The 19018-nt window shown below is 67.8% G+C and carries 18 protein-coding genes; 4 read left to right on the top strand and 14 right to left on the bottom strand.

Features of this window, described 5'->3' with window-relative positions:
- Positions 1-31: 31 nt before the first annotated feature.
- From tsaE to ACIBK2_RS09640, 4 genes are all read right to left on the bottom strand, one after another.
- The gene (gene tsaE / locus ACIBK2_RS09655) at positions 32-478 is read right to left on the bottom strand and encodes a tRNA (adenosine(37)-N6)-threonylcarbamoyltransferase complex ATPase subunit type 1 TsaE (RefSeq protein WP_107654250.1); all 447 of its coding nucleotides are present in this window, start codon (positions 476-478) and stop codon (positions 32-34) included.
- Positions 471-1553, bottom strand: coding sequence for an alpha/beta fold hydrolase (locus ACIBK2_RS09650; protein ID WP_396965437.1), 1083 nt, complete (start codon positions 1551-1553; stop codon positions 471-473). Before ACIBK2_RS09650 ends, tsaE begins: the two co-directional genes overlap by 8 nt.
- A complete protein-coding gene (gene alr / locus ACIBK2_RS09645; protein WP_396965901.1) occupies positions 1550-2737 on the bottom strand; it encodes an alanine racemase in 1188 nt (395 codons plus the stop codon). Before alr ends, ACIBK2_RS09650 begins: the two co-directional genes overlap by 4 nt.
- A 214-nt stretch (positions 2738-2951) precedes the next feature.
- The gene (locus tag ACIBK2_RS09640; RefSeq protein WP_396965435.1) at positions 2952-4400 is read right to left on the bottom strand and encodes an NAD(P)H-hydrate dehydratase; all 1449 of its coding nucleotides are present in this window, start codon (positions 4398-4400) and stop codon (positions 2952-2954) included.
- Positions 4401-4504: 104 nt separating this feature from the next.
- On the opposite strand from ACIBK2_RS09640, the gene ACIBK2_RS09635 reads away from it, so the two are divergent.
- Positions 4505-4933, top strand: coding sequence for a cupredoxin family copper-binding protein (locus ACIBK2_RS09635; RefSeq protein WP_396965433.1), 429 nt, complete (start codon positions 4505-4507; stop codon positions 4931-4933).
- A 5-nt stretch (positions 4934-4938) separates the two neighbouring features.
- On the opposite strand, the gene ACIBK2_RS09630 is transcribed toward ACIBK2_RS09635, so the two are convergent.
- Positions 4939-5430 (bottom strand): MarR family winged helix-turn-helix transcriptional regulator, encoded by a 492-nt coding sequence (locus ACIBK2_RS09630; RefSeq protein ID WP_396965431.1) that lies wholly within the window; start codon positions 5428-5430, stop codon positions 4939-4941.
- A 138-nt stretch (positions 5431-5568) separates the two neighbouring features.
- Here ACIBK2_RS09630 and ACIBK2_RS09625 point away from each other — a divergent pair, with 138 nt between their 5' ends.
- Positions 5569-6768, top strand: coding sequence for an MFS transporter (locus tag ACIBK2_RS09625; protein WP_396965429.1), 1200 nt, complete (start codon positions 5569-5571; stop codon positions 6766-6768).
- A gap of 214 nt (positions 6769-6982) precedes the next feature.
- Here the strand turns inward: ACIBK2_RS09625 and glmS are convergent, their stop codons facing one another.
- Entirely contained in the window at positions 6983-8866 is a 1884-nt protein-coding gene (gene glmS / locus ACIBK2_RS09620) for a glutamine--fructose-6-phosphate transaminase (isomerizing) (RefSeq protein WP_396965427.1), read from the bottom strand.
- A gap of 36 nt (positions 8867-8902) precedes the next feature.
- Between glmS and ACIBK2_RS09615 the strand changes: the two genes are divergently transcribed.
- Complete coding sequence (locus ACIBK2_RS09615) at positions 8903-9760, top strand: dienelactone hydrolase family protein (protein WP_396965425.1); 858 nt, start codon at positions 8903-8905, stop codon at positions 9758-9760.
- Between the two features lie 1260 nt (positions 9761-11020).
- Here the strand turns inward: ACIBK2_RS09615 and ACIBK2_RS09610 are convergent.
- From ACIBK2_RS09610 to ACIBK2_RS09590, 5 genes are all read right to left on the bottom strand, one after another.
- Positions 11021-11368, bottom strand: coding sequence for a hypothetical protein (locus ACIBK2_RS09610; protein WP_396965423.1), 348 nt, complete (start codon positions 11366-11368; stop codon positions 11021-11023).
- A gap of 149 nt (positions 11369-11517) precedes the next feature.
- The gene (locus ACIBK2_RS09605) at positions 11518-13368 is read right to left on the bottom strand and encodes a hypothetical protein (RefSeq protein ID WP_396965421.1); all 1851 of its coding nucleotides are present in this window, start codon (positions 13366-13368) and stop codon (positions 11518-11520) included.
- An 8-nt stretch (positions 13369-13376) separates the two neighbouring features.
- Positions 13377-13703, bottom strand: a complete 327-nt coding sequence (locus tag ACIBK2_RS09600) for a hypothetical protein (RefSeq protein WP_396965419.1) — start codon at positions 13701-13703, stop codon at positions 13377-13379.
- 177 nt (positions 13704-13880) lie between these two features.
- Positions 13881-14189, bottom strand: coding sequence for a DUF6802 family protein (locus ACIBK2_RS09595; RefSeq protein ID WP_396965417.1), 309 nt, complete (start codon positions 14187-14189; stop codon positions 13881-13883).
- A gap of 104 nt (positions 14190-14293) precedes the next feature.
- Entirely contained in the window at positions 14294-14485 is a 192-nt protein-coding gene (locus ACIBK2_RS09590) for a PspC domain-containing protein (protein WP_357386371.1), read from the bottom strand.
- 245 nt (positions 14486-14730) lie between these two features.
- Between ACIBK2_RS09590 and ACIBK2_RS09585 the strand changes: the two genes are divergently transcribed.
- Positions 14731-16386, top strand: a complete 1656-nt coding sequence (locus tag ACIBK2_RS09585) for an ABC-F family ATP-binding cassette domain-containing protein (RefSeq protein WP_396965414.1) — start codon at positions 14731-14733, stop codon at positions 16384-16386.
- A 29-nt stretch (positions 16387-16415) separates the two neighbouring features.
- Here ACIBK2_RS09585 and glmM read toward each other — a convergent pair whose 3' ends face one another.
- The 3 genes from glmM to rplM all read right to left on the bottom strand — a co-directional run bounded on the left by glmM (position 16416) and on the right by rplM (position 18959).
- Positions 16416-17795 (bottom strand): phosphoglucosamine mutase, encoded by a 1380-nt coding sequence (glmM, locus tag ACIBK2_RS09580; RefSeq protein WP_396965412.1) that lies wholly within the window; start codon positions 17793-17795, stop codon positions 16416-16418.
- A 208-nt stretch (positions 17796-18003) separates the two neighbouring features.
- On the bottom strand, positions 18004-18519 hold the full coding sequence (gene rpsI / locus ACIBK2_RS09575) for a 30S ribosomal protein S9 (protein ID WP_396965410.1): 516 nt from the start codon (positions 18517-18519) through the stop codon (positions 18004-18006).
- Positions 18516-18959 carry a 50S ribosomal protein L13 gene (gene rplM / locus ACIBK2_RS09570; RefSeq protein WP_107654232.1) on the bottom strand — a complete coding sequence of 148 codons (444 nt, stop codon included), beginning with the start codon at positions 18957-18959 and terminating at the stop codon, positions 18516-18518. The genes rpsI and rplM overlap by 4 nt, the downstream gene beginning before the upstream one ends.
- Positions 18960-19018 lie beyond the last annotated feature (59 nt).

Genomic DNA, 19018 nt, shown 5'->3' with positions numbered 1-19018 from the left:
TAGCTGCCGTCGGTGCGGAGCTACCGGGTAGTTAATCGACCCATTCCCATTCGGCGGTGCGCACGTCCGAATCCGGTTCGCGCGAAAGCAGCACCCGCAGGTGTCGATCGGTCAGGTGTTCCACCACGCCGCGGCCCCACTCCACCACGACCACCGCCTGATGCAGATCGGTGTCGAGGTCGAGGGCGTCCAGCTCGTCCAGATCGCCGCCGAGTCGGTAGGCGTCGACGTGCACCAGCGGCACCGCGCCGTCGCGCTCGCCCGCCCGATGCTGGCGGGCGATGATGAAGGTCGGCGAGCTGACCCGGCCCTGCACGCCGAGGCCCGCGGCGATGCCCCTGGTGAGCGCGGTCTTGCCCGCGCCGAGCGGGCCGTCCAGCACCACCAGGTCGCCCGCGCCGAGCCCGGCGGCCAGCTCACGACCGAGCGCCTCGGTGTCGGCGACGGTGGGCAGGATCCGCTGCTGCCGGTCAGCCACTGGTCACCTCCGAGGCCTTGGTCGGTTCGCGCACGCCGGCGCGCACGAGCAATCGATCGAGTGCGTCGTTGACGATATCCGGGTACTGCAGGTGCGCCATGTGCGCGGCGCCGATGAGCCGGATCAATTCGCTGCTCGGCAGCTCGTGCGACAGCGCACGCGAGTTGCGGAACGGGATCACCAGGTCGTTGGTGCCGCCGAGGACAAGCACCGGCAGGTGCGCGAGGGTGGGCAGCGCGGCCGATTCGTCGTGCAGCTCGATGGCTTTCAGGAATTTCACGATGGTCTCGACCGGCGTCCGATCGATCATCATGGTGGTGAACCGGGACAGGGTGGGACTCACCTGCCCGTGATACGAGCTGACGTGCAGGATCGGCGTGATCACATGCCGCGCCGTGGACCGACCGGCCTGGACCAGCGCGGGCGCGGTGGTCACGGCCATCCGGAACCCGTCGATCGCCGGGTTGCGCAGCAGCTGGGTGATGCCCGCTGCGGTGACCTCGGCGGCGGCAGTGGAGAGCAGCGCGACCCCGATCACCTTGTCCGCGAACAGATCCGGGAACTGCGCCGCGGCGGCGAGCACCGCCATCCCGCCCAGCGAATGACCGACCAGCACCACCTGGCCCTTCGGCGCGCTCGCCGTGATCACCGCGGCGAGGTCGCGGCCGAGCTGGGCGACGGTGCAGCTGTCGGTCTCCGGCGTGCCGGAGCGGCCGTGCCCACGTAGGTCGAACAGGACGAGGCGCGCGCTTGCGCCCCAGCGCTTTTCGAGGTCGCGGCGCTGAAAGTGGAAGGACTCCATGGTGTTACAGAAGCCGTGCACGAAGATCACGGTGACCGGCGCGTCCGCCGGTCCGCATTCGCGGGTGGCCAGGCGCACGCCGTCCTCGGTGAGCACCGCGCCGGAACGGTCCTCCTCGATGAGATCGAAGTTCTCGTCCCGGTATTCGTCGCGGCGGGCGGGCCAGAGCACGCGGGCGCCCGCACGGCGCAGGGCGTGCACCCCGGCCAAGGCGCCGATCACGCCCGCGGTGGCGAGGCCGCCGCGCACCGGGGTGATCCGGGGGCGTCTCACCGGGCACCGCCCACGTAGCGGCGGACCGCTCTGCCGCGTGGCGCGCAGACCACCTCGTAGTTGAGGGAGTCGAGCTGGACCGCCCAGTCCTCGGCCCGTGGTTCGCCCTGGCCGCCGCCGAACATGACCGCGACGTCGCCCTCGCGGATGTTCGCGGCGTTGTCGCCGAGGTCGACGACGAACTGGTCCATACAGACCCGGCCGACGTTCGGGTGCCGCGCGCCGCCGAGCCACACCTCGAAACGTCCACTCAGCGGCCGGAATACGCCGTCGGCATAGCCCGCGGGGATGAGCGCGACCGTGGTGTCGCGCGGGGCGATCCAGGTGTGTCCGTAGGAGACGCCCGCACCGGCCGCGATCTGCTTGACCTGAACGACGCGGGCCTGGAAGGTCATCGCCGGGCGAAGTCCGAAGTCGCCGAGGTCGGGCACCGGCGAGAGCCCGTACATCGCGATGCCGGGGCGGACCAGGTCGAAGGCGAGGTCGGGGCGGGTCAGCGTGGCGGGCGAGTTGGCCAGGTGCACCAGTTCCGGTTCCAGGCCGTACTCCTTGGCGGCGGCGATGGCGTCCAGGAAGCGGTCGCGCTGCAGATCATTGGTCGGGTGCGCGGGTTCGTCGCCGCGGGCGAGATGAGAGAAGATCGCCCGGAAACGCACCGCCTGCTCGTCGACGAGAGCCCGCAGTTCCGCAAGGGCCTGCGGGTATTCGGCAGTCGACAGGCCGTTGCGGTTGAGCCCGGTATCCACCTTCAGGGTGACCGTCGGGGCGCGACCCGTGCTCCTGGCCGCCGCTTCCGCCGCGCGCAGTTGACTGAGCGAGGAGACGCCGATCTCGACGTCGGCGGCGATCGCGGCGGCATAGTCCGCGTCGGAGTCGTTGAGCCAGCTCAGGATCGGCGCGGTGATACCGGCCTCGCGCAGCTGCACGGCCTCGTCGATCGTGGTGACGCCCAACTCGGCGGCACCCGCGGCCAGCGCGGCTTTGCCGACCTCGACGGCACCGTGGTTGTAGCCGTCGGCCTTGACCACCGCCATCACCGCGGCGTCGCCCGCGAGTTCGCGCAGGATGCGCACGTTGTGAGCGATGGCATCCAGATCGATGACCGTCTCCACTTGCGCGTTCACGCAGCCCGCCTCTCCGAGTATTCGAGCCAGACCTGGATCCGTGGCGTCGGCGGCTGGCAGTGACGCGAGGGGCTGCGGTCAGCCCGTATCCGACGAGTTACCCATGTGCTGTCGACGTCGGTCGTCACGATTGTTCTTGGTGAAGTCTATTGGCGCGGGGATATCTGGTTGCGGCGAGTTGCCCCGGCCGTGTTCTGCGGCACAGCGGGGCGAGCGGTCCTATGACTGAGTTCTCCGAGCAGCGGGCCGACCCAGACGCGGGACGCCCCTCGCGTCAGCGGCCCGAACGGGCCAGGGCGCGCAGGGTGCGGATGGCCGGGCGGATGTGGTCCAGCAGCGGGCTCGCCGAGATGGGCGCGGCGTCGGGGTGGCCTTCGTGCGCGGCGAGGTTGGCGGCGAGGGAGTGGACCCGTGCGGCGGCCGCGGCGGCCCAGCCGGGGGCGTGCCCGGCGGCGAGGAGGGCGCCGATGATGCCGGAGAGGACGTCACCCGCGCCCGCGGTGGCGGCCCAGGATGCGCCCGCCTCGTTGACGAGAACCGGAGCGCCGGGGGTGGCGACGAGGGTGGCGCGGCCCTTCAGGAGGACGGTGAGCTGCCAGTCCTCGGCGAGGGAGCGGACCGCGGCCACCCGGTCGTCGCCGACCTCCACTCCGGTGAGGCGCGCGAATTCGCCTGCGTGCGGGGTCAATACGGTCGGGGCCGAGCGGCCACGAACCAGGTCTGGTTCGGCGGCGAGCATGGTGAGGCCGTCGGCGTCCACCACGACGGGCAGATCCGTGGCGAGGATCTCGACGAGCCGCTTGTGCGCGTCGGCGTCGGTGCCCGCGCCGGGACCGAACACCCACGCCTGCACTCGGCCGACCTCCGAAACATGCTCGGTGGCAATGACTTCCGGGAAATGGGCGAGGATGTCTGCGGCGTCGGTTCCGGCATAGCGGACCAGGCCGGAGGTCGCCGCGACGGCGGCGCCGGTGCACAACACCCCCGCACCCGGATACTCGGCGCTGCCCGCACAGACGCCGGTGACACCCTGGGAGTACTTGTCGTCGGTCGCATCCGGCACCGGCCAGCTCGCGCCGATCGAAGCGGGTTCCAGCGCAGCCAGATTCGGTTCGGGCAGACGTAACCCGATGGGCACCAGCTCGATTCGGCCGCAGTGCGGCGCGGCCAGCACATGCACCGGCTTGTACGCGCCGAACGCGACGGTGACGTCGCCCCGCACGGCAGGACCGGTGATCGCGCCGGTATCCGGATCCACCCCGCTCGGCAAATCCGCGGCAATGATCGGGACGCGCACCGCCGCAACGAGTTCGGCGGCGTCCGAACGTAACGAACCACGCCCCGAAATGCCGACGATGCCGTCGATCACCAAGTCCGGATCGCCGATCTCGGCGCGCACCCGGCCGCCCGCCTTGCGCAGCGCCGCAAGACCTTTCGCGTGGGCGCGGGCCGGATTCAGCAGCACCGCGGTCACCGCGACACCGCGACGGCGCAGCATCGATCCCGCCCACAGCGCGTCGCCGCCGTTGTCACCGGAGCCGACGAGCAGGGTCACCGAACGCCCGGCGACACCGCCGGTGCGCGCCCGCAGCTCGCCGGCCACCACGGTGGCCAGACCGTGCGCCGCGCGCTGCATGGGGACGCCGTCCGGGACTCGGGTGAACAGCTCGGCCTCGGCCTCGCGTACTTCGTCGGCGGTGTAATAACCCCGCTGCGTGGACATGGGCGATCCTCCACTTTCGGTACTGCTCGAGCGTCACTGCGCGGCCCGGAGGCGCCGATAGTGCCGTACAAGCCCGCAACGACAGCAGACTACGCTTGGCGATCATGCCTATGGTCAAGCCCCGTGCAAGGTCCACACAGGTTGTTATCGGATGCACGCTGGCAGCGGCGCTGCTGGTCGCCGGGTGCGGTGGTAGCGACTCCGGCTCGGCCGCGACGACCACGAAGCGCCCGCATCCGACCACCACGACGTCCCAGCCCGCGGGCGACACCAAGCCCGCCGCCATCACCGTCGAGGTGAACAACATGAAGTTCGCCCCGGCCGACGTCACCGTCAAAGCCGGCGACACCGTCACCTGGCACTTCGCCGACAAGGCACCGCACACCGTGCAGGGCATCGGCGACAAGGCCATGGGCCTCAACAGCCCCATCATCGACAAGGGCGACTGGAGCTACACCTTCACCGTCGCAGGCACCTACCGCTACCTCTGCTCGCTGCACCCGGAAATGCGCGGCACCATCACCGTCCAGTAGCCCTTTCAGACCGGCCGATATTGGCGGGTACGCGGACTGCGCGCGGAACTGGTGTTGAGGGCCTCGACGGCCGCCACCAGCGGTGCCAGCTCGGGGTCGGCGGCGGCTTGACCCAGCGCGCCGGAGAGGGCGTCGTCGTGCGTGGGGCGGGCCTTCTCCAGGAGGGCCAGACCCGGCGGGGTGACGTCGGTGTAGATACCGCGACGGTCGTCGGGGCACAGGTAGCGCTGAAGTAGGCCGCGGTCCTCCAGGCGGGTGACGAGGCGCGTCGTAGCGCTCTGGCTCAACACGACGGCCTCGGCGACCTGGTTCATCCGTAGGTGGCCGCCCGGCCCATCGTGCTGACGACTGAGCACGACCAGCAGCGAATACTCGCGAACGCTCAGGTCATGACCGCCCTGTAGCGCCCGTTCGATGTGCGCCTCGATCCGATCGTGCAGCAGCGACAGTGCGTACCAGCCATCGGCCAGGCCGGTCAGGGCGGCATCCGCGGTCATCGTGTTCCTTCCGCGTAGGGGTTGTCCCTCCAGGATAGATGAGTATCGCAATAGCCCGCGCTTGCAATTATCACGCGTATGCAATTATTGTTGACGCCTGTAAGGATCAGGCGCAACTTTTACTGGAGGCTCCCGCTCATGCCGCTCGCACTCCTCGCCCTGACACTCGGGGCATTCGGAATCGGCACCACCGAGTTCGTCGTCGTGGGATTGCTCCCGGACATCGCCGACACCTACGCGGTGTCCATCCCCACTGCGGGACTGCTGGTCACCGGATACGCGCTCGGCGTGGTGGTCGGCGCGCCGCTGATGACCGGGCTCGGCACCCGGGTCTCCCGCAAACGCATGCTGCTCGGCATGCTGCTGCTCCTGGTGGCGGGCAACGTATTGTCCGCTGTCGCACCCACTTTCGGCCTGATGCTGGCCGGACGCATCGTTGCCTCACTGGCGCACGGCGCGTTCTTCGGTATCGGCGCGGTCGTCGCGGGTGCCGTGGTGCGCCCGGACAAGCGCGCCGGTGCGATCGCGATCATGTTCACCGGACTCACCGTCGCCACCATGGTCGGCGTGCCGTTCGGCACCCTGCTCGGCCAGCAATTCGGCTGGCGGCTCACTTTCCTGATCGTCGCGCTGGTCGGCCTGATCGGCCTGGTCGGCGTCGCCGTGCTGGTACCCGAACAGCCCGCGCCGCAGGACGCCAGGCTGCGCACCGAACTCGCCGTCTTCCGCAACCCGCAGGTGCTGCTCGCGATGGCGATGACCGTGCTCGGCTTCGGCGGTGTCTTCGCGGCGATCACCTATCTCGCGCCGATGATGACCGAGGTCACCGGTTTCGCGGACAGCTCGGTCACCTGGCTGCTGGTGCTGTTCGGTGTCGGCTTCTTCGCGGGCAACCTGATCGGCGGCAAGTTCGCCGACCGCCACCTGATGCCGATGCTCTACCTGTCCCTCGGCGGCCTGGCCGTGGTGCTCGCGCTGTTCACCCTTACCGCGCACAACAAGATCGCCGCCGCGATCACCGTCGTGCTGATCGGCGCCCTCGGCTTCGCCACCGTGCCACCGCTGCAGAAGCGCGTGCTCGACCACGCCGCCGGCGCACCGACTTTGGCCTCCGCCGTCAACATCGGCGCCTTCAACCTCGGCAACGCCATCTCCGCCTGGCTCGGCGGCGTCGTCATCGCCGCGGGCTTCGGCTACACCGCCCCCAACTGGGTCGGCGTCGTCCTGGTGCTGATCGCCCTCGCCCTGGCCGTCTGGTCCGGCGCCCTGGAACGCCGGTCGAACACCCAATCCGCCACTGCCTCAACCGAACCCCGCATAGCCGTCGCCCACCCTTGACTCAAGCCGTACAGCCGGCCTGGCGGCGCTCCTTATCGCAGCCGGGTCCGCGCCACGAGTGGCAGCGCCGAACGCGACATCACCGAGCCGGTTCTCGCACACCTTGCCGCAGCCTCGTCCGGCTCGGTGGGCAAGCTGCGCATCGCCCTAATACAACGCACCCCGAATCGCTGAGCGGTTCGGGGTGCGTGCGTTAAAGGGTTGTGGCTGTGAGTTATTCGACGGTGACGGACTTGGCCAGGTTGCGCGGCTTGTCCACGTCGTAGCCGCGGGCCTGCGCCACTTCGGCGGCGAAGATCTGCAGCGGAACTGTCGACAGCAGCGGCTGGTACAGCGTCGGCGCCGACGGGATCTCGATGAGGTCGTCGGCGAACGGACGGACCGTGTCGTCGCCCTCCTCGGCGATCACGATGGTGCGCGCGCCGCGCGCCTGGATCTCGCGAATGTTGCTGAGCAGCTTGGAGTGCAGCACCGCGCGCCCCTTCGGCGACGGCATCACCACGATCACCGGCAGACCATCCTCGATCAGCGCGATCGGGCCGTGCTTGAGCTCGCCCGCCGCGAAACCCTCGGCGTGCATGTACGCCAGCTCCTTGAGCTTGAGCGCACCCTCCAGCGCGACCGGGTAGCCGACGTGACGGCCGAGGAACAGCACCGTCGACACGTGCGCCAGCTCGCGCGCGATCGCCCGCACCTGCGGCGCCGTCTCCAGCACTCGCTCCACCAGCTTCGGCATCGCCTCGAGTTCGGCGAACTCGCGAGCCACCTCGTCCGGGTACTTGGTGCCGCGCGCCTGCGCCAAGGCCAGTCCGACCAGGTAATTCGCGGTCACCTGAGCCAGGAACGCCTTGGTCGAGGCGACGCCGATCTCCGGCCCCGCCCTGGTGTAGAGCACCGCGTCGGACTCGCGCGGGATCTGCGCGCCATTGGTATTGCAGATCGCGAGCACGCGCGCCTTCTGCTCCTTGGCGTGGCGCACCGCCTCGAGCGTGTCGGCCGTCTCGCCCGACTGCGAGATCGCCACCACCAGCGTCGAACGATCCAGCACCGGGTCGCGATAACGGAATTCGCTGGCCAGCTCCACCTCGACGGGCAGCCTGGTCCAGTGCTCGATCGCGTACTTGGCCAGCAGCCCGGAGTGATAGGCGCTGCCGCAGGCGACCACGAAGACCTTGTCGAAGTCGCGCAGCTCCTGATCGGCGAGGCGCTGCTCGTCCAGCACGATCCGGCCCGCGCCGTCGGAGTCCACGCTGAAATGCCCGATCAAGGTGTCCGCGACCGCCGCGGGCTGCTCCTCGATCTCCTTGAGCATGAAGTAGTCGTGGCCACCCTTCTCGGCGGCGGCCAGATCCCAGTCGATGGTGAACGGGCGGGTCCGCCCGGCGGCGTCGTCGCCCGCGAAATCGGTGACCGTGTAGCCGTCGGCGGTGATCACCACGGCCTGGTCCTGACCGAGCTCGACCGCCTCGCGGGTGTGCTCGATGAACGCCGTGACGTCCGAGGCGATGAACATCTCGCCCTTGCCGACCCCGATGACGAGCGGCGTCGACCGACGTGCCGCGAAGATCAGGTCCGGGTGATCGGCATGGGTGAAGACCAGCGTGAACGCGCCTTCCAGCCGGCGAACCACCGCGAGCGCGCTGGCCGCGAAGTCACCCGCTGTCGGCCCGTCGGCGTAAGCCATGGCCACCAGGTGCACGGCGACCTCGGTGTCGGTGTCGCTGCGCAGCTCGACGCCCGCGTCCTCCAGCTCCCGGCGCAGCGGGGCGAAGTTCTCGATGATCCCGTTGTGCACGACCGCGACCTTGCCGCTGTCGTCCCGATGCGGGTGCGCGTTGCGGTCGGTCGGCGCGCCGTGCGTCGCCCACCGCGTATGTCCCATTCCGGTGCTGCCCGCGAACCGCGCCACCCCGATTTCGGCGAGCTCGGCCTCGAGATTCGCCAGCTTGCCCGCCTTGCGTTCCACTGCCAGCGCACCAGCGCCATCGACGATCGCCACACCCGCGGAGTCGTAGCCGCGATATTCCATGCGGCGCAACGCGTCAACGACAACGCCGAGCGCGTCCCGGTATCCGACGTACCCCACGATTCCGCACATGGCTCACCAGAGTACTTATCGGATAACGTTCTCGTCGTGTCGGCGTCTGTGAAATCACTCCTGAGCACCCTGACCAGCCGCGGCCCCCATCGGGTGCTGCGCGGCAATTTGGCCATCGCCGGGCAGCCGGGGGTGGTCTTCACGCCCGAATCGGGGCTCAACCTGCCCGCCGTCGCGTTCGGGCACGGCTGGCTGACCGGCGCGGCCAACTACCGAGGCCTACTCGAGCACCTGGCGTCCTGGGGTTTTGTCGCCGCCGCCCCGGATACCGAGCGCGGTCCGATTCCGTCACACCTCGGCCTGGCCACCGACTTGCTCACCACCTTGGACATCTGCACGGGTGTGCGGCTCGGTGACGGCACCATCAGCGTGCACCCCGACCGGCTCGCGCTGGTCGGCCACGGCATGGGCGCCGGCGCCGCCGTCATCGCCGCGACCCAGCGCCAGGTCGCCGCGGTCGCCGCCTTGTTCCCCGCACCCACCGCGCCGTCCGCCGAAAACCTCGCGCCCGACCTCGACACGCCCGCACTGATCCTGGCCGGTGCCACCGATCTCGCCTCGGTCAGCTCCAACGCCATCCCCCTCGCTACCGCATGGGGCGGGCGTTCGGTATTCCGGGCGATCGACGGCGCCTCACACAACGGCATCATCGAGGGCCGCCGCGTACTGGCCGCCGTCGGCGCGGGCAAACACGAATCCAAAACCGCCCGCACCACCCGAGCCCTGCTCGCGGGCTACCTGCTCGCCACCGTGGCAGGCGACAAGACCTATCAGCCCTTCGCCGACCCCGAGGCGGACATCCCGCACACGGTCGTCGTCGATCCAGAGGCCAAGGAAGAAAAGCCCGCCCCCAAACTGAAGATCACCCAACTCGCCGGCCTCCTCCGCCGATAACCCCCTCCCAAACCCAAGCAAGCAGCAGAATCCGCACCCTAACTCGGGATTCGCACCGACTCTAGGGCCCTATTCCGAGTGCAGATCCCGAGTGAGAGTGCGGATCTGTGGTGAATCCGGGTACAGCACGGCCTGCGCTGAACCGCTCACCCGTTGTTTAACCTGCACACCCGCTATACCGGGTGTGCAGGTTAAACAACGGGTGAGCACCTTCCAATTCGCCACGCGGGCAACGGAATCAGCACCCTGTATCGGGATCACGCACCCAGATCAAGACCCTACTGCCGGACAGATTCCGAGAAAGGGTGCCGATCGGTGCTCGAAACCGGCTACGCACCCCGCCACGAGTGCCCAGCACCTACCTCACCAACCCGAACCCGGAATCTGCGCACTCTCTCGGGACCTGCACTGGGGCGAATTCCGAGAAAGAGTGCGGATCCGCAATCGAACCGGGAACACACCCCGCCACGAGTGCCCAGCACCCCACCCCACCAAGCCGAAACCGGAATCTGCGCACTCTCTCGGGACCTGCACTGGCTTTAGGGCCCTATTCCGAGTGCAGATCCCAAGTCCCAGTGCACATCCGCACTGCCAACAGCGAGCAAGCCCTCCCCGCGCACGAGTTGTGCAGCCGCGCACAAAATTGCCAGCAATACCCTGCGCGCCTGCACAATTCACGCGCGGCGACCACCACCGGGATCCAGGAAAGGCCAAACCACCGCCTACTCGCTCTTGTCCAAAGCGCTTGAAACGCGACCACAGCCAGATGACCACCTCCAGAACGCGACACCGCGCACCTGACGCACACCTAAAGCCGGGTACCCCACCTGACGCGCCCAGCACTACTCACGGGAAAATGTGGATAGGTCTTCAGCTTCTATGAGCTGCTCACGTCTGGAGTCCTAAGCAGCACTTGCCCGGATAGGTGCACTATTCCGAGGATCTCTGGGTGTACTGGTTCGAGTTGGTGTGCCGAGAGATCTCCGGTGGTGTGCTGTCTCCGAGGTTTTCGACAACCCATCGGATGACCGGAGTAGTGCTGGGCACGTCAGGTGGGGTACCCGACCTTCTCTTCCGCAGCCTGTGATGGGCAACGTGTGAGTTCCAGCGTGAGGACTGGCTGTGGTCCGGTTGAAAGATGCTGGGGAAAACGCGGCGAGTCACGTGATCGTTGGCGTCATCGAGTCGAGTCAAATGGTTGCTGTTGAAGATCGTTTAGCGACCATATGACTCGACTCGATGACGCTGCCCGCGGATGGTTCAGATCAGCCAGCTTTCGCGCTGGTAGAAGGCGGCTTCTTCGTCTTCCAGGTCGACCGGGAGGACATCCCGGTTGGCTTTGCGGGCGGCGATCGAGCGGGCGATGGCTTCGCGTTGTTCGCGGGCCTCGGTCTCCAGCCGCTCGCGCTCTTCGGCCTCGGCGCGCGCCTTTTCCAGCTCCTCCGAGTGCTCCGACCAGAATTCCCGCATCTCGGCGGCGGCGGCATCGGCGAGGTCGCGGCTGGTGTCCGCGGTCTTGCGGTTGATCTGCTCCAGCTCGTCCAGCAGCAGCGCCGAGCGGCGACGGCATTCCTCGGCGACGCGCTCGATCTCCTCGGCGTAACTCACGATGTCGATTCTCCCCGATCCGCAGGTGGACATCAGCGCGCGGCTTCGCGCCGACGCTCGGCTCCGCGCTGTGCGGGCATCGCGCCATCGACGCGCACTCCCCGCCGCATCCGCACCAGGCTACCGGTTCACCGCTGCACCGCGGGTGCTCACAGCGGCCCCGCTTCTGCCAGATCGCCCATCGGGCCTGCCTCGGCCAGTTCCGCGCCGCTGTCGAACGGTGCGTCCGGATTCTGTTCTCCTGGCATGCGTTTGGGCCGGTGTTCGCCGTCTTCGCCGCGGCGCACGGGTGGCGGGGTGCCGACCCGGCCGTTCGGCTGGCTGGTGCTCTCTTCGTCGGCATGCGGCTTGTCGCCTGCTTTGTCCTGACCGGGGGCGGTCGGGGCGGAATCGGAAGGCGGCGGCTGCGCACCGGGCGCGGGCGACGGCCTGTCACCGGGCGCGGGCGACGGCCTGTCACCGGGCGCGGGCGACGGCTTCTCGCCGGGCGACGCGGATGACGGCTTCTCGTCAGTCGCAGGCGAGTGCTTTTCTTCGGTCGCGGGCGTCGCGGGATCCTTCGGCTCGTGCACCTCGATAACCGGCATCCCGTGCTCGTCCAGCCGCACGCTGAACTCCTGCGCCTTGCCGTCGGCTTCGGACATCACCAGTTTCAGCTGACCGTCCGCCATCTCGAACTTCAGATGCTTACCGGCAACATCGAATTCGGCCGCGGGCTTACCGTCCGGCTTTCCGTCGCCGTCCTTGTCGACCTGCGTCGGATCGACAATCCCCTCGACCATCTTCACCGCATTGTCGACGCCGTCCTTGATCGTCCCGGACAGCGAGGTGATCCCGGATTCGACCAGGTTGCTGATCCCGGATGTCAACGGCGACAACTGACTCGCCACTTGGCTGAGCGCCGGTAGCCCCTCCAGCGACGACGTATTCGGAACCGTCGGTGTCGTAGGTGTAGTCGGTGTCGTAGGCGTGGTGGGTGTGGTGGGCACGCTCGGAGTCGGCACCGTGCTTGCCGGAACGGTAGGTGTCGAGGGTGTCGACGGCGACGCGGGCGTCGACGGCGCGCTCGGCGTCGACGGCGCAGGCGTAGTACTCGCCGGAACCGTTGGCGCAGCGGGATTCCCGGGCTGGACGGTGTCCTTCGGCTTATCCGGTGCCGGAGCACCCACCGGACGCGGGTAGGGCGCGACCGATACTTGGCCCAATGCGTTGATAATCGGATCGTAGACCTGCTTGACCGCTTTATCGGTCAAATCGCATGCCTCGGTGAACATCTTTGCCTTGGCCAGGTAGTCCGGTTTGAATACATTGTCGAGCCAATCCCGACAACGAGCTTGGATCCGATCGTGGTAGTCAGACCATGGCCCCACATAACCGATCTGCCCGGCTTCCCATGCGTCCAGGCCACCGGTCAGATCCGGGAATATGCGCCACAGGCTGCTGAGCAAGCTGTTGTCAGTGGTGTTGCTCCAGGCGAATGTCTTACCGGAAATGATGTCATCGATATCTTCCGGAGTCTTATCGGCGATTTTGACATCTTCGCCATTCTCCAGGATATAGCGCACCACCTCGGCTTTGATCTTGACCGCGGCGCGCAGCCCATCCCCCGCTGCGGCGATCGCCTTCTGCGCCTCGCCCACAGCCTTCGAATCGGTGCCCGCACGATCGATCTGCTGGTTCAACATGATGCCGGCATCGTCGGCCGCCCTGCCTTGCCAAACTCCCCCGAGCGCGTTCGACTGTGTCCGCTGCTTATCCAGCTCAGAGTTCGCCCCGTCCAGCACTCGTTGCAGCATCGTCGCGACACCGCGCAGCCTGCCCTCGTCCATCCCGTTCTGCTCGTAGAACCGCTTGTGCAACTCCGCGTAAGTCGACGGGAGTTTGTCGCTACCGAATGCGTGCGTGAACCGCGGCTCGAACTTCTCGAAATACAGCAGGCTGCGCGACCCGATATCCAGATACTCTTTGACGGTCGCGTTCGCGGGAACACTGAAAGCCATGTCCGCCCCTATGCCTTGTTACCGTTGTCGATCTTATCGATATCGAACGAGGTCTGTTCATCGGTATTCGAGACCTTCACCACGGCGGCCCCCACCGCTTCCCCCATGGCCAGCGTCGCCTCCGACCAGTTCCCGAGCCACGTGTAGATCGTTTCGAGCCCGGCCTGAATCTTGCGCCCCTGATCGCCGTAGTGCTCGCCCGCTTGGGCCGGGCCGAACATAGTGTGGGCCAGGTCCTTCGCGCGGTCTCGCACCGCATGTCCAGACATGCTCAGCTCATTGCCGAGCCGCCCCAACTCCCCCGTCTTGACGCCGACCAACTCGGATCCGGTCACGCGATCCCCTCCGTCCCTGCCTCGTACGATCTCCCCGGTCTTACGTCGGCGCCGGGCGTCCCCATACTTCCTTCGACGCGGCACGACGACGTTCGGTTCCATCGAATCCAGCACAGGGCCGTACCCGGGAAAAATCTACTTGGGCGGAAACGGCGCGAACAACCGACCTGCGACGAGCTACGTGCCGATCTTCCCGTGGTCGGTGCGCACCCACTCCGACGTACCGTCGGGATGCCGGTGGAATTCCCACGCCGCGTAGTCGCCGTCGTGCTCGACGACCGTGACGTGGTCGGCGAGGCCGTCGTGGTCGTAATCGGTCCAGACCTGCATCGAGTCGCCACCGTTGGTGGTGATGGTGTCGAGGGTGCCGTCACCATCGATGTCCTGGGTGGGATGGTGCAGTTCGACGGCGCCCAGGCCGTCCAGCGACGAGGACGCGTCGATACCGGGTAGTTCCAGACCCGGCAATTCACCCGAGGTGATCATTACTCCTCCTCAGCAGGACTCGTGGTGCTGTCATCCAATGACCCGACAACAACGCTATCGCTCCATCCTGACATCCAGAGCAGTCCGACGCAGCCCCCTGGGCCTCACTTCTTCGGCATCAGCAGCCACAGCACCAGGTAGATGATGAACTGCGGGCCGGGCAGCAGGCAGGAAAGCACGAACAGCAGGCGCACGACATTGGCATTCCAGCCGAGGTATTCGGCGATGCCGCCACAGACTCCGGCGATCCACTTGTCATGGGTGGAGCGGGTGAAACGGCGGGTAGGTGCGGTCATGGTCTTCCCTCTCTGATGATGATCTCTTCGAACTCCACTCTGCCGAGCCGCACGCCGTGGCACATCGGTCCGTGGTGCTATGCCGACCCTGATTTCCTACACCCCTGGTTCAGGGTGTTACCCCGAGTAAGGGGTGGGCTGCGCGAACACGGCAGACTTAGGACCGTGAGCGAGCGTCAGCGAGTGAACCAAAAACACAGCGTGCCCGTGCACACGACGGAGCCGAGCGCCAGCGAGGCGCAGTCGTGAGTACCACTCTGCACGCGCGCGGACTGTCCGCGGGACACGGCGAACGCACCCTGTTCGACGACCTCGACCTCACCCTGGCACCGGGTGACGTGATCGGCCTGGTCGGCGCGAACGGCGCGGGCAAGTCGACGCTGCTGCGCATGCTCGCGGACCGGCGCACCGCCACCGGCTCCATCACGCTGAGCCCGCCCGACGCCACCGTCGGCTATCTCGCACAGGAACCGGAGCGGGTGCCCGGCGAGACGGTGCTCGAATTCCTCGGCCGCCGAACGGGTGTCACCGAGGCGCAGCGAACCATGGATGCCGCCGCGGAACGCATCGCCGACGGCGGCGAAGACGAGTATTCACCCGCATTGGAGCGCTGGCTCGCACTCGGCGGCGCCGACCTCGACCAGCGCGCCGCGGAGGTCGCCGCCGATCTCGGCTTGATCGCCAGCCTGCCCAACGGCCTGGACACCCCGATGACGGGCCTGTCCGGCGGTCAGGCCGCGCGCGCGGGACTGGCCTCGGTGTTGTTGTCCCGCTTCGACATTCTGCTGCTCGACGAGCCGACGAACGACCTGGACCTGGACGGCCTCGCCCGCCTGGAGCAGTTCGTCACCGGTGTCCGGGTGCCGCTGGTGGTGATCAGCCATGACCGGGAGTTCTTGGCGCTGACCGTGAATCGGATCGTCGAGCTGGATCTGGCGCAGCAGCAGGTCGGGATCTATGACGGCGACTACGAGGCGTACCTGACCGAACGCGAGATCGCCCGCCAGCACGCGCGCGAGGCCTACGAGGAGTTCGCCGACACCAAGGCGGGCCTGGAGGCGCGGGCGCAGATGCAGCGCAACTGGCTCGAACACGGTGTGCGCAACGCCCGCCGCAAGGCCCGCGACCCGAAGAAGGTCGACTCGGACAAGGCGGGCCGCAAGATGCGCGCCGAGTCCACCGAGAAGCAGGCCGCCAAGGCCCGCCAGACGCAACGCCGCATCGAACGCCTCGACGCGGTCGAGGAGCCGCGCAAGGAGTGGGAGCTGCGGATGACCATCGGCGCCGCGCCCCGCAGCGGGTCGGTGGTGGCCACGCTGTCCGACGCGACGGTCACCCAGGGCGATTTCACCCTCGGCCCGATCACCACCCAGGTCGACTTCGCCGACCGGATCGTGCTGACCGGCGCGAACGGCTCCGGCAAGTCCACGCTGCTCGCGCTGCTGCTCGGAAAGATCAAGCCACACACCGGATCCGCCACGCTCGGCTCGGGTGTGGAGATCGGCGAGGTCGATCAGGCGCGCGGCCTGTTCCGTGGCACAACCTCGCTGGCCGACACTTTCGGCGCGCAGATGCCGGACTGGCCGGACGCCGAGGTCCGCACCTTGCTCGCCAAGTTCGGCCTGCGCGGCTCACATGCGTTGCGCGCCTGCGAAACCCTGTCCCCCGGCGAACGCACCCGCGCCGCCCTAGCGCTGCTGCAGGCTCGTGGCGTGAACCTGCTCGTGCTCGACGAACCGACCAACCATCTGGACCTGCCCGCCATCGAGCAGCTCGAGCAGGCCGTCGAATCCTTCACCGGCACACTGCTGCTGGTCACCCACGACCGCCGCATGCTGGACACCGTCCAGGCCACCCGCCGCTGGCACATGGACTTCGGCAAGCTCACCGAAACCGCCTGACGAGCCGAACTCGCCAGGCGTCCCTCGGATCAGACCGACGCGACGCGCTTGGCGAGGTCGTCGGCGAGCTGCCTGGCCTGAGCGGGATCGGTGGCTTCCACCATGACGCGAACCAACTGCTCGGTGCCGCTGGGGCGCAGCAGGACTCGCCCGGTGTCGCCGAGGATGCGTTCGGCTTCCCGCACCGCGTCCCGGATTTCGGGCGCCGCCGCGACCAGCGATTTGTCGCTGACCGCCACGTTCACCAATACCTGTGGCACCGTTCGCAATACGGCGGCGAGGTCGGCGAGACTGCGCCGAGTCCGCGCCATCCTGGCCATCAGCTTCAGGCCGGTGAGAATGCCGTCGCCGGTGGTGCCGAACTTCGGGAAAATCACGTGCCCGGACTGTTCGCCACCCAGCGTGTAACCGCCGCGGCGCAGTTCCTCCAGCACATAGCGGTCCCCGACGGCGGTGGTGAGCAAGGTGATTCCGGCTTCCCGCATGGCGATGTGCAGGCCGAGGTTGCTCATCACGGTGCCGACCAGGGTGTCCTTCGCCAGCTCACCGGCCTCGTGCAGATCGAGCGCGAGCACCGCCAGGATCGCGTCACCGTCGACGACATTGCCGTCGGCATCGGCCGCGAGGCACCGGTCGGCGTCACCGTCGAGGGCCAGCCCCAGATCAGCGCCGTGCTCGCGCACCGCCCGCTGCACGGTGTCCAAATGCGTTGAGCCGCAACCATCGTTGATATTGAGGCCGTCCGGCTCGGCGTTGATCGCGATCACCGTCGCGCCCGCCTCCCGGAAGGCGGCGGGCCCCACCTCGGACGCCGCGCCGTGCGCGCAGTCGACCACCACGGTCAGCCCGGACAGGTCCTGCCCGGTCGCCTCGACCAGATGCTCGACGTACCGCTCGTGGGTGCCCGCGACGCTGTACTGGTCCGGCACCACCTGCCCGTGATCACGCGCGCCGGACGCGTTGACGACCCGCCCGATGCCGCGTCCGGTCGGTCGCAGCGCGGTGTCCTCGGCAGCGAGCAGCGCCTCGATGCGATCCTCGATGGCGTCGTCGAGCTTGTGCCCGCCCGCCGCGAAGATCTTGATGCCGTTGTCCGGCATAGGATTGTGCGACGCGGAGATCATCACGCCGAAGCACGCGTCGTAGAGGCCGGTGAGATAGGCGACGGCGGGCGTCGGCAGCACGCCGACCTGCAGCACGTTCACCCCGGCGGCGGTCAGCCCCGCGGTGACCGCGGCCTCCAGCATCTCGCCGCTTGCCCTCGGGTCGCGGCCGACGACCGCGAGGGGACGCTTCTTGCCACTGCTCAAAATCTGAGCGGCCGCACCCGAAACGCGCAGCGCCAGTTCCGGACTCAACGACTCGTTGGCCAGCCCACGGATTCCGTCGGTGCCGAACAAACGTCCCATACCTCAGCCCCTCATCGGTGGATCCGCGGCGCGTCCGAAGACGACAGCCGGTGTTGCCACACAGGGCACCCGAAACGCCGCGGCTGATACAGCACGAGAGCAGGCGACCAGCCGTTGCTGGAAGCCTGCTCTCGTACAGGTTGCCCGCCGACCGTACCGCCCCCGGCACCTCCAGGGTGCCGGATGACGGTGGTCGGCGAGGCCAAAATCAGCGCTTCGAGTACTGCGGCGCCTTACGCGCCTTCTTCAGACCGTACTTCTTACGCTCGACGGCACGCGGGTCACGCGTCAGGAAGCCGGCCCGCTTCAGGGCGGGGCGGTCGTCCGGGGTGACCTCGATCAGCGCGCGGGCGATGGCCAGACGCAGGGCGCCGGCCTGTCCCGACGGGCCGCCGCCGTGCAGCAGGGCGACGATGTCGAAGTTCTCGGCCCGCTCGACGGTCACCAGCGGCGACTTGACCAGCTGCTGGTGCACCTTGTTCGGGAAGTAGTCCTCGATGGTGCGGCCGTTGAGCACGAAGTTGCCGGAGCCCGGCACCATCCGCACGCGAACGACGGCTTCCTTACGACGGCCGACGGTCTGCACCGGGCGGTCGATCACGATCGGGGCGAAGGTCTCGACTGCGACCTCGGCCTCTTCGTAGCCTTCGCCGTCCTCGACAACCTCGGCGGCGTCGAATTCCTCGACGACGGCTTCCTCGTTGAATTCCTCAGGAGCGGTCACTGGGCCACCTGCTTGATCTCGAATGGAATGGGCTGCTGAGCGGCGTGCGGGTGGTTCGGGCCTGCGTAGACCTTCAGCTTGCCCGCGATCGCGTTGCCGAGCTTGTTCTTCGGGATCATGCCCTTGACGGCCTTCTCCACGAGCCGGTCCGGACGGCTCTCCAACACCTGACCGACAGTGCGCGACTTGAGGCCGCCCGGGTGCCCGCTGTGGTGGTGGATCAGCTTGTCCGCCTTCTTGTTGCCGGAGATGGCAACCTTGTCGGCGTTGATGATGATGACGAAATCGCCACCGTCGAAGTTCGGTGCGTAGGTCGGCTTCGTCTTGCCACGCAGCAGGTTCGCTGCTTGAACGGCGAGACGGCCGAGCACTACGTCAGTGGCGTCGATGACGTACCACTGACGGGTGACGTCACCAGCCTTGGGGCTGTACGTAGGCACAGTGCTTCCCTGTCTGTAGTCGGTGTTGCCGGCCAGGCATGTGGTCGAAGCTCCCGGCG

The sequence above is a fragment of the Nocardia sp. NPDC050175 genome, from assembly GCF_044459885.1.
In the GTDB taxonomy this organism is placed as follows: Bacteria; Actinomycetota; Actinomycetes; order Mycobacteriales; family Mycobacteriaceae; genus Nocardia.
The sequence above is the reverse complement of the archived record's forward strand: the minus strand, read 5'-3'. Positions and strand labels throughout refer to the sequence as shown.